Source organism: Pseudomonas sp. NFIX10, from assembly GCF_900111955.1.
GTDB classification, from domain to species: Bacteria; Pseudomonadota; Gammaproteobacteria; order Pseudomonadales; family Pseudomonadaceae; genus Aquipseudomonas; species Aquipseudomonas fluorescens_AA.
In genome coordinates this window covers 64786-75953 of the sequence record NZ_FOKH01000035.1, presented here as the reverse complement: position 1 = coordinate 75953, position 11168 = coordinate 64786, and the positions used below count along the sequence as shown (strand labels likewise).

Here is an 11168-nt window from a genome sequence, read left to right as displayed (position 1 = left end):
CGGCCCTATCGCGAGCAAGCTCGCTCCCACAGTGGCCTGTGCCCGGCCTATCATCGCTTTGGGGCTTCGGCGGTGTGCAGCTAAGATGGCCGCAGAGAAACCACAGGAAGACAGGCGTGATGCAATCGCAATTCGATCCGTTGGTTCATATCGATTGGAAAACACCGGGCAGCGACTTGCTCGGGCTGTTGCAGCATTACTATCCCGACATCGGTGTGTTTGCCGGTCCAGGGTTCGAGGCGTTGTTGGATGAGCTGTCCAACGAGATGCCCGAGGTCTGTTTCGAGGCGCTGGCGCCGGTGTTGGCGGGTCAGGGTTATGACTTGTGGAACCTGGACGCCGGTGGCGATGATTATCGACCGGTGATTGTCCCGGTCGCTCAGCGCGAGGCCTTTGCCCGGCACTGGCAGAGCCAGCGCGACGAACCGAGGTTCACGGCGAGTTTGATCGAGCCGCCCAAGCCTGCCGCCGTCGAACGCAAGCTGGCCAAACCCAAGCGCAGCAAGGTGAAGTGGCTGCAGGAAGTCCATGACTATCCCGGCGCCACCTATGTGCACGAATACAACTACCGCAACGGTTGGGCCGCCATCACCGAGCAGGACGACGACCAGTGGTTATGCTTTCTGATCGATTACAACCAATGGCCGCCCGCCGAGCAGGACATGCTCGAACACCGGGCCGATGGCGTGGACGGCGCGGACCTTCAGCTCATCGATGCCGATGCCCGGCGCAGCCTGTGGAAACGTCGGGTCATACGCGGCGATTACAGTGCGGACGACCGCTACCAATACGAAATTCGTCAAGGCGATGAGATCGCGGCGTTCGGGCCTGCCGGGGTGCAATGGCCGGAGTTTGAACAGCCTTGCGTGGTGGTGGGCTCGGAGATATTCGAACGTCAACGTATCTACGAACCCGAGCATTTGACGCGGGTCTGGCGGATCACGGCGGACAGCAGCGAGGTGATTTTCGAGTACGCGGATGAACTGACGATCCTGCCCATCGGCCCTCGCCGCTTGCTGTTCATGCAGCACAACGGGCCGAAGTGCTGGGTCTGGAATCAAGACCCTCCACAACCAGCCATCGTCGCCCGGGCGATGCCTGCCGAGGGCTATAAACTCAGGGCGTCAACGGCTTACCTGGGGGGTGACGAGATTCTGCTGTTCAGCGAAGGCACGCGGCAGAACGTCGAGCATTCGGATTATCAGGAGACGGTGCTGTTGGCGTGGCGCTTCAACGTCATGACCGGCGCCAAGACCAAGGCGACGCTGGACGGTTTCGGCAGTGAACTGCGCCAGGACACGCGCTTGCTCGTCACCCAGCCCAAGCAAGTCATCACGTTGCGCACCTTTCATGGGCAGCTTCATGTTGCCCGGGGGCACGGGGATTGGTGGGTGTGGAATTACCGGACGAATACGTTCGGCACACAGACCTTGGCGTGGTTTTGGAATCAGCGCAGCCATGAGGTGGTGAAGCTGTCTTCCAAGGATATTGCGCAGGTAAAGCCGGAGATTCGTTACTTGGCGGCGCAGGATCGGTATCTGGCGTTCGACACGGAGTTTGTCGCGCGGTTGCCGGTGTTTGAGCAGATGGTTGAGGCCAAAGGGTGTGAGGGATTGGTTTTCGAGTGATGGATCTCTGCCGCCCTCAGAAAAGCAGGTTCCAAATCTTGGCAGTACCAGCGTAGCAACCCCATTGAGGCGGGAGGTCAGAAACCAATATCCATCTAGAAAGATCAAGAATTTTGCACGCTATCAAAACCTCTAATACCGTGCTGAAATCCTGATACGGAAGAATGACTATGCCCGCCCCCCACCAAGACCACGATCTCCCCCGAAAGGCGTGATCTGATCGAGCTCAAAGTCTACGTAGAGAACGTGCTGGGCCTGAAGCTGCGCTTAAAACCGTGGGAGCACGTCAAGATCCTTCCGTATGCGTTGCGTGACCGCTACGAATTTTTCGTCACGGAAATCTTCGGGGCCGGCTGCCTCATTCTCAAGGAACGTCCACAGCGTGAAGCCAGCGTTGCGGATGTCGCCAAGCATATTCAGGCTATCCACAACTTTCAGGCATATAAAAAGCTGCCCGAGACCGGCGACTTGATGATTTTCGTCACAGACACGCTTCCGAGTTATGACCGCAAGCGGCTGGTGGAGAAAGGCGTCCAGTTCATCGTGCCGGGCAATCAGCTTTTTCTTCCGGCCTTTGGCATGGACTTGCGTGAGTATTACCGCCAACGCCTGGAAAAACCTCAGGTCCTGAGCCCCGCCACCCAAGCCATGCTGATTCAATTCCTGATCAAGGGATGGCACCACCAGCTCCTGACCTCTCGCGCTACCTTCGAGAAGTCCTTTACCTACGCAAAAATGACCGTCAGCAGAGCGATCAAGGAACTGACCGACTTGGACATTGTTAAGCCTGGAAAGGAAATGGGTGAGGCCGCGATCCTGTTTCACTTGTCCCCAAAGGAGACTTGGGAGATGACCAAGGAGTCCATGCGTACGCCGGTCAAAAAAGCACTTTGGCTCAATGCAATTCCCCAGGTTCTTGATGACACCCCAATGTTGCTGGCCGGAGAAACGGCCCTGGCTGAAATGAGTCTTCTCGCTGCCCAAAAGTCCCTTGCTTTGCAATGACCGCAGCGCAGTTCGAGCATGTCCGGGAGCTTGCTCAAACTGAAAAGAATGCAGCCTACGGGGAAGAATTCGGCGCATGGGGCTCAACTTCGAAAACGGCCAAGTCGAAACTCGAGACCACCGCGCCCTACCTCGAAGTACCGCCAAACCACGCCGCATGCTGCATTCAGTTTTGGAGTTATGAACCACCACGCAGCAACATCGCCACGGGGACGGTAGACCCCTTTTCGCTCTATCTGAGCCTCAAGGATGACCATGACGAGCGCGTGCAAATGTGTCTCGATGAAATGATGGAGAACGTGAAATGGTAGTGGGTGTAGATCGGTTTCGAGAATATTTCAGGGACTTCCAGGACAGCTACGTTCTGATCGGCGGGGTGGCCGCTTCAATTGCCATGGAGGGACTGGGTGAAGAGTTTCGACTGACCAAGGATCTGGATATCGTCCTGGTCGTCGAGGCACTGGATCGTGCGTTCGTCGGGCAGTTCTGGAAGTTCATCAAGGACGGCGGCTATGCCATTCGCCAGAATGGTGACAGCAGTGGGGACTCGCCGGTTTTTTATCGTTTCCAGAATCCTGAGGACAAATCCTTTCCCGTTCAGGTCGAGCTGTTTTCCCGAGTGCCGGATGGCCTGGAGCATGAAGAAGCGGCCAGAATGACCAAGGTCCCCGTTGAGGAGCAAGCCGCCAGCCTGTCTGCGATCATTCTTGATGATGAGTACTACGCCTTTCTCCTGGCCGGCGTGGATCACACCCAGGATATCAGCCACATCGGTGCTGATGCCTAACCAGCCCACTGGAGATTCGGCCGGGTGCTTTATTCTGAAGTGCTTGTCGACCCTAAGCTTGCTTATCCTTTCCATTCCAAACCGAACAATGAGGAGAAACACCGATAGATGCGCACGTCTCCGGAATGAGCCTATCGACTGCATGTCGATGAACTTTAGCCACCAGGATGCCGGGCGGGGGAAGAGCTGGTTCGCGATGCGGCCGGTCTAACCTGTGTTGAATGTGCTGGCGTCATCGCGAGCAAGCTCGCTCCCACAGGGGATTGTTGTTGCGATGCCATTCCAGCATGAATGGCTAAGGTGAAGTAACCCTGGCGTCCATCACTGAGCACATGAGGCCCGTATGAAGAACTTCACGATTCAACGCATCGACCACATCGTCCTGCGCGTAAAGGACCTCGAGCGCAGCCTCGCTTTCTACACATCGGTGCTCGGTTGCGAGCTGAAGAAGCGCCGGGACGATCTTGGCATGCTTCATCTGGGCACCGGTGTTTCGATGATTGACCTGGTTGCCGTGGACGGCCCCCTCGGTCGCCAGGGTGGACCGGCGGCCGGAAAGCAGGGGCACAACGTCGATCACTTGTGCCTGCGTATCGAGCCGTTCGATGAACCAACCCTTCTCGCGCATTTGGCGTCAGCTGGCCTGACCGTTGAGAAAGCGCAGATGCGCTACGGCGCGGAGGGCAAGGGCTGGTCGATCTACTGCTTCGATCCGGACGGCAACCAGCTCGAGTTGAAGGGGCCGGCGCTGGAGCCTTGAGCCTCAGGGGGCTGTGAAAGGCGTACGGTCAGTTAAAACCCGCTCCCACCCAGCAGAAGCCCAATGGTTTGCCCGCCGGAACACGTCACCCGGCGGCGGATGATTTTTCTCCTAGACTTGACGTTGTCTGCAGTACGCCGGGCTCAGAAGAGGCCCGTACGATGAATGTAAAGGCAAAGGGAATTTCGCAATGCTCAAACCTGTATGGAAAGCGTTCGCCTGCACTCTGGCTTTCGGCGTGTGGGGCACGGTCATGGCGGCTGAGCCGATCGTCATCAAGTTCTCCCATGTGGTAGGCGACCAAACGCCCAAGGGCCAGGGCGCGTTGATGTTCAAGAAACTGGCGGAAGAGCGGCTGCCGGGCAAGGTGAAGGTCGAGGTCTACCCCAACTCCACGCTGTACGGCGATGACAAGGAGATGGAGGCCCTGCTTCTGGGAGAGGTGCAGATCATTGCGCGGTCACTGGCCAAGTTCGATCAGTACACCAAGACCGTGCAGCTGTTCGACTTACCCTTTCTATTCGACGACATCGCCGCAGTAGACCGTTTCCAGCAAAGCCCCGAGGGTCAGAAACTGCTCAAGTCCATGGAAAGCAAGAACGTCACCGGCCTGGCCTATTGGCACAACGGCATGAAGCAGCTATCGGCCAACAAGCCATTGCGTACCCCCGAGGATGCCCGTGGTCTGACGTTCCGGATACAGACCTCCGCGGTGCTTGAGGAACAGTTCAAGGCGGTGGATGCCAAGGCCAAACCGATGATTTTCTCGGTGGTGTACCAGGGGCTGCGTACCGGCCTGGTCAACGGCACGGAAAACACCTATTCGAACTTCTACAACCAGAAGCTCAATGAGGTGCAACAATACGTCACCGAATCCAACCACGGCATACTCGACTACATGTTGATCACCACGTCGGACTTCTGGAACGGCCTGCCGCCGGATATCCGCAGCGAGCTGGAGAAGATCGTGGTCGAATCCACTGCCCATACCAACCAGGAAGCGGAACGCTTCAACCAACAGGACAAGCAGCACGTCCTGGACGCCAAGACCACCGAGATCATCACCCTCACACCGCAAGAGCGCAGTGTCTGGCGCGAACGAATGAAACCGGTATGGGCGAAGTTCGAGACAGAGATCGGTCCGGACCTGATCAAGGCGGCCGAGGCCTCCAACAGCGCCCAGTGACATCGCCAGGCTTGACACTTTCCTGTGGCGAGGGCGCTTGCTTCCTCGCCACAACAGTGCCCGCCGCCCTATCCCCAGTCGCACAGCACATTGCGTTATGATCCCCGCCTCTCCCTGAACAGAGCTTTTTCCGCTGATGCTGTCGTCCACCCCCGATATCACCCTTGCCCTGCCCCCTGTCCTGGTCGGCCCGCTGTTGCGGCGGCTGGAGCCTGCGCGCCTGGTGATGTGGTTGGTGGGCACGCGAGCGTTGGCGTTGACGCTGCGCATTGACGGTGTCGGCGACCTGGCACTCGATGCATCACGTTGCACCGTGGTGCCGGTGGGGCAGCGGGCGTTTGTGCACTTGATCGATGTGACGCTCGACGCCCCTCTGCCCCAGGACGTGGCGATTGATTACGACCTGCTGGTGGACGGTGCGCCCATCGCCGAGTGGGCGCCGCATCTGTTGTATGACGGCGCGCAGTGCCCGAACTTCATGCTGCATTCGCGCATCGAACAATTGGTCCACGGTTCCTGCCGCAAACCCCACTACCCGGCCAACGACGGCCTGCTCTGTGTCGACCGTCTGCTCGCGCAAGACCCGGCGCAACGCCCGGCACTGTTGATAATGAGTGGCGACCAGGTCTATGCCGACGACGTCGCCGGGCCCATGTTGCGGGCGATTCACGGGCTGATCGAACGCTTGGGACTGTTCGAGGAATGCCTGGACGGCGCCGTCGTGGAAGACAGCGCCAAGCTCTACCAACACCCGGCCAGTTATTACCATCGCGCCGATTTGCTACCGGCACTGGAGAGCAACGAAACCCTGCGCGAGCGCTTTTTCGGCGGGGCGCGCAAGCCGATCTTCACCAGCAGCAGCGCCGATAATCACCTGGTGACCTTCGCCGAGGTCATGGCGATGTATCTACTGGTGTGGTCGCCGGTGCCCTGGACACTGATCGCTGTGCAGCCCCCCGAACTGACCGCCGAGCGGCGCCAGCGCTACGACCTGGAACAGCGACGCATCGACGCGTTCAAGACCGGGCTGGACGGCGTGGCGCGGGTATTTGCACACTTGTCATGCCTGATGATTTTCGATGACCACGACATTACCGATGACTGGAATCTGTCCGCGCAGTGGGAGGAAACGGCCTACGGCCATCCGTTCTCCAAGCGTATCATCGGCAATGCCTTGATCGCCTACATGCTCTGTCAAGGCTGGGGTAACAACCCGGATGCCTTTGCGGACGTGCTCCCGCAGACCCTGGCCTTGAGCGACACCGCCCGAGACCGCTACCTCGACAGCGAACCCCAGGACCAATTGATCGACACCCTGCTGGGTTTCCAGCAGTGGCATTACGTACTGCCGAGCACCCCGGCCCTGGTGGTGCTCGATACCCGCACCCGTCGTTGGCGCAGTGAGAACAACCTCAAGCAACCTTCCGGCCTGCTGGATTGGGAAGCCCTAAGCGAGTTGCAGCAAGCGTTGTTGGATCACCCCTCGGCCATCATCGTCTCACCGGCACCGATCTTCGGCGTGAAGCTGATCGAGACCGTGCAGCGGGTATTCAGTTGGTGTGGTTATCCGTTGCTGGTGGACGCGGAAAACTGGATGGCCCATCGCGGCGCGGCCCAGGTGATCCTGAACATTTTCCGACACTCGCGTACACCGGGTAATTACGTGGTGCTGTCAGGGGACGTGCATTATTCCTTCGTCTACGAGGTGCTGATCCCACACCGCAAGGGCGGCCCGCGTATCTGGCAGATCACCAGCAGCGGCATCAAGAATGAATTCCCGCCCGTGCTGCTGGAATGGTTCGACCGCCTGAACCGTTGGCTCTACTCCCCCCGCTCGCCCCTGAACTGGTTCACCAAGCGCCGCAGCATGCGCATCGTCCCCCACACCCCGGAACACGCCGAGGCGGGCGAACGGCTGTGGAACAGCGCCGGTATTGGCCAGGTGTTCTTCAATGAACAGGGCCAGCCCACGAAGATCTACCAGCACAACGCCAACGGCCAACCACCGACTCGCATGCGCCCCCCAAAATCCCCACCTGCCTGAAAACATTGTGGGAGCGGGCTTGCTCGCGAAAGCGGTGTATCAATCGCCAAATAAGTTGCCTGACACTCCGCTATCGCGAGCAAGCTCGCTCCCACAGGGGATTGGGATGGATGCAAAACCTACAGTCACACCCAAACAACTGTGGGAGCGAGCTTGCTCGCGATGACGGCGGCACAGCCAGCACCTAGGCAAGCTGACGCTCCGCTTTCGCGAGCAAGCCCGCTCCCACAGGGGATTGGGGATGGATGCAAAATCCACGGTCCCACAGGGAAGTAGCAGTCAGAACGCCAACTGCAGGGTCTGCTGGCCTTCGAGGCTGAGCAGCAATTGTTTGGCCGCCAGGCCGCCAGCGAAGCCGGTGAGGCTGCCGGAGCTGCCGATGACGCGGTGGCACGGGGCGATGATCGAGATAGGGTTGCGACCGTTGGCGGCACCGACCGCCCGGACCGCTGTCGGCTGGCCGATCTGGACGGCGATATCGCGGTAGCTGCGGGTTTCACCGAAGGGGATGGTCAGCAGTGCGTGCCACACTCGGACCTGGAAATCAGTGCCGGCAAAGTCCAGCTCCAGTTCGAAACGGCGGCGCTGACCGGCAAAGTAATCCAGCAACTGACGTTCGGTTTCCTTGAGGACCGGATGCCGAGTGTCTTCTTCCAAAGGCCCCAGGCGCACCCGGTTGAGCCGCTCGTTTTCCCACAGGATGGCCGCCAGTCTTGTCTCCCGGGCGACGAGGATCAACTGGCCGACGGGGGATGGGATGGTTTTGTACAGAGGCAACATCGAGGGATTCCTTGTCAAAGCCTTTGTGGCGAGAAAGCTTACTCCCTCGCCACAGGTTTTTCTCGCCGTTGCCAAAACCTCGCTCAGCCCAACAACCCCAACGCCTTCGCCCGCGCCACCGCCTGGGTGCGGCGCTCGACGCCAAGTTTGCTGTTGATGTGGCTGGCGTGGGTCTTGACGGTGTGCAGCGAGATGAACAATTGCTCGCTGATCTCCTGGTTCGAACAGCCCTGGGCAATCAGCTGCAACACCGCCCGCTCGCGACTGCTGAGGGTTTCGACAGGTGCCGCCGGGTCGACAGGTTGGGCCACCGTCGAGGGCAGGCGTTCGAGCAGATGTTCGCGCAACGTGCTGGGCGGTGCGTGCAGCAGTTGTTCGCGAAACCATTCACAGTGCTTGCCAAACAGCCACTCGAAGGGCTGCAACACGCCGCCGCTGGCGGCTTCGAAAGCTTGGGCCAGGGTACGGCGGGCTTCGGGCTCACGGCCGGCGCTCAACAGCAAGGCGACCTTCTGGTTGAGGGCCATCACGCTGAGCATTTGCCGGCCGGTTTGCTGGCCGTGTTCAAGCAGGGCATCGAGTCGCCCTTCGGCAAGCATCGGTTGACCCCGGATGGATTCCAGCACCGCCTGCTGCAATTCGACATGCAGCGGCAGTTGCGGGTGGAATTCCGGCGGCGCGGCGGCCCGTTCGCCCGTGTAGGTCTGGCCCAAGCGGGCCAGCCAGGCTTCGGCCAGGTCGGTGCGCCCCTGGGCCAGCCAGAGTTCGCATTTGACCAGGGTAATCATTGCCAGGTAGTAGATCGGCGGAACGTCCCAGATGTGCATCAGGCGCTCGGCTTCAGCCAGTTCGGCAAAGGCCCGGGCGAACTCGCCGCCATGACCTTCGATACGCGCGATCACGCAATGGGCGATCAGCACGCTGATGTCGCGGCAGGCGCGGGCTTCGGTGAGGCCTGCCTGCAACCGCGCCAGGCCGACCTGGGGTTGCATGCGCAAGGTCAGCAGGAAACCCTCGTACATGATCAACCGCGCCCGCACCGCGTAAAGCCGCTGGGGCGATAATGCATGCAAACGCTGCAACCCCTGCTGCACTTCGTCCAGCGCCCGCAGGATTTCGCCCCGTGCCTGCAAGACCCGGGCACGGTCGTAATGGGCCAGGGCCTCGAACAATGGGTTGCCGACCCGCTGCGCCAGCTCCAGGGAATCGCGGTTCAGGTTTCGGGCGCGCCACAGGTCGCCGTCGGCAATCGCCAGGTTCGACAAGGTGGACAGGCACATCAGCCGCTGGCCGTAGCGTTTTTGCGGCAGGCTCTCCAGGGCTTCGCTGCAATAACGCACGGTGGCCTCGCGATCGCCGCGGCCACGGGCGACGATGCCGCTCAGGGCCAGCCATTGGGCAAGCATGGATTTTTGCGCGGTGGCAGAAGGGGCCGGCAGGAAGCGACTCAAGTGCGCGGCCAGCTCTTCGGCGGCGTCCAATTGACAGGCCAGGCCCAATGCCCAGCTATAGAGCACGATCAGTCGCGGCGTGCTGATGAGCAGGCTGTCGGGCAAATCCATTTTCCAGCGCAGCAACATGCCGACGTTCTGCTCGGCCAGCAGTTGCTCCTCCGAAAGGTTCTGCACCAGGTTCGCCGCCACGTCCAGGTGCCCGGCCCGCAGGGCCTGTTCCACGGCTTCGTCGATCAGGCCCTGGGCGTTGAACCAGCGACAGGCCCGCAGGTGCAGGGTCGCGGCCGGGACCATGGCCGGCGCGCTGGGGCGACTGCGCAGCAGGTCGGAAAACAGGTGGTGATAACGATACCAATGGCCGTGCTCGTCCAGCGGCACCAGGAAGACCTGGTGGGCCGCCAGGTAACGCAGGATTTCGCCGCTGTCATGGGCTTCGCGCACGGCATCGCACAGCGCACTGCAAAAGCGTTCCTGGGGAGCCGTGTCGTAGAGGAACGCCTGCACCTCGGCGGGCAGGCAATCGATAACTTCTTCGAGCAGGTAATCGCGGATCAGCCCTTCCCCACCGTGCAAGGCCTGGGGCAGCAGGCCTTCGCTGCCGGCTTCGGAGGCGGCCAGCAACCAGAACCGCAGCCCGGCCACCCAGCCTTCACTGCGCTGGATGAGGTTTTCCAGCGCCTCGCCGCGCAACGAGCTGCTGTGATGCTGGAGCAGGGTCAAGGCTTCGTCATGGGTCAGGCGCAGGTCTTGCTCGTTGAGTTCGAGCAATTGCCGCGACAGGCGCAGGCGCGCCAGGTGCCAGTCCGGGCGCTGACGGCTGGTGACGAGTACCAGCAAACCGTCGGGCAGGTGATTGAGGAAAAATTGCAGGGAGCGATCCAGCACCGGGCCCTGGGCCAGGTGGTAATCGTCGAGGACCAGCAGCAAGGGGTTACGGAGCGACAAGTGGGCGGACAATTCGTCCAGCAAGCCATCGAGCCATTCTTCGAAGGCAAAGGGTTGATGGCGCTGGCGCATTTTCAGCAGCCCCAGTGCCCGGCCCCCCAGTTGCGGGAAAAACGCCTGGAGCCCTTCGAGCAAGCGCTCCAGGAAACGCCCCGGATCGTTGTCCCGGGCACTGAGCCCCAGCCAGAGGCTTTGCCAATGGGCTGGCAGGCTCTGACAGAACTCCACCGCCAGGGAGCTTTTACCGAACCCCGCCGGGGCACTGACCAACAGCAACCTGCCCCCAAGCCCAGCGGCCAAACGCTCGCACAACCGCGGCCGCGCGACATGGCCATCGGGCAAGGGCGGGCGGTAGAAACGCCCGTCCTGTACCGCGATGGCTGCGCGGGCAGAATCCGGAAGTGAAGACAAATCAGTCATGGCCGGCTCTTGTAGGAATGCGGGTGGCGGCGTTGCAGATGTCCGCAGACTAGCGGTAAACGAGGAGGTATTGAAGGGAGTGCTACAAATGGCTACAAAAAGGCTACAAGTCGATTCAACTTGAAAGGCGTATCAGGCATCCCCCTGCCACAACTTTGT

Annotated in this window: 9 protein-coding genes; 7 read left to right on the top strand and 2 right to left on the bottom strand. The window is 60.5% G+C overall.

Going from position 1 to position 11168, the window contains the following annotated elements; translation table 11 throughout:
* Positions 1-119: 119 nt before the first annotated feature.
* The 7 genes from BM321_RS25145 to BM321_RS25120 all read left to right on the top strand — a co-directional run bounded on the left by BM321_RS25145 (position 120) and on the right by BM321_RS25120 (position 7410).
* Positions 120-1628: a hypothetical protein gene (locus tag BM321_RS25145; protein ID WP_092445473.1), complete on the top strand. Its 1509-nt coding sequence runs from the start codon at positions 120-122 to the stop codon at positions 1626-1628.
* 246 nt (positions 1629-1874) lie between these two features.
* Positions 1875-2633 (top strand): hypothetical protein, encoded by a 759-nt coding sequence (locus tag BM321_RS25140; protein WP_256573477.1) that lies wholly within the window; start codon positions 1875-1877, stop codon positions 2631-2633.
* Positions 2630-2944 carry a hypothetical protein gene (locus tag BM321_RS31090; RefSeq protein WP_256573478.1) on the top strand — a complete coding sequence of 105 codons (315 nt, stop codon included), beginning with the start codon at positions 2630-2632 and terminating at the stop codon, positions 2942-2944. The genes BM321_RS25140 and BM321_RS31090 overlap by 4 nt, the downstream gene beginning before the upstream one ends.
* On the top strand, positions 2938-3420 hold the full coding sequence (locus BM321_RS25135; RefSeq protein ID WP_256573479.1) for a hypothetical protein: 483 nt from the start codon (positions 2938-2940) through the stop codon (positions 3418-3420). The genes BM321_RS31090 and BM321_RS25135 overlap by 7 nt, the downstream gene beginning before the upstream one ends.
* A 343-nt stretch (positions 3421-3763) precedes the next feature.
* Entirely contained in the window at positions 3764-4180 is a 417-nt protein-coding gene (locus tag BM321_RS25130; protein ID WP_092445472.1) for a VOC family protein, read from the top strand.
* Positions 4181-4370: 190 nt separating this feature from the next.
* Positions 4371-5366: a TRAP transporter substrate-binding protein gene (locus BM321_RS25125; RefSeq protein ID WP_092445470.1), complete on the top strand. Its 996-nt coding sequence runs from the start codon at positions 4371-4373 to the stop codon at positions 5364-5366.
* Between the two features lie 136 nt (positions 5367-5502).
* Entirely contained in the window at positions 5503-7410 is a 1908-nt protein-coding gene (locus BM321_RS25120) for an alkaline phosphatase D family protein (RefSeq protein ID WP_092445468.1), read from the top strand.
* A gap of 279 nt (positions 7411-7689) precedes the next feature.
* On the opposite strand, the gene BM321_RS25115 is transcribed toward BM321_RS25120, so the two are convergent.
* Complete coding sequence (locus tag BM321_RS25115) at positions 7690-8190, bottom strand: methylated-DNA--[protein]-cysteine S-methyltransferase (protein WP_092445466.1); 501 nt, start codon at positions 8188-8190, stop codon at positions 7690-7692.
* Between the two features lie 83 nt (positions 8191-8273).
* Positions 8274-11009, bottom strand: a complete 2736-nt coding sequence (locus BM321_RS25110) for a winged helix-turn-helix domain-containing protein (RefSeq protein WP_092445464.1) — start codon at positions 11007-11009, stop codon at positions 8274-8276.
* Positions 11010-11168 lie beyond the last annotated feature (159 nt).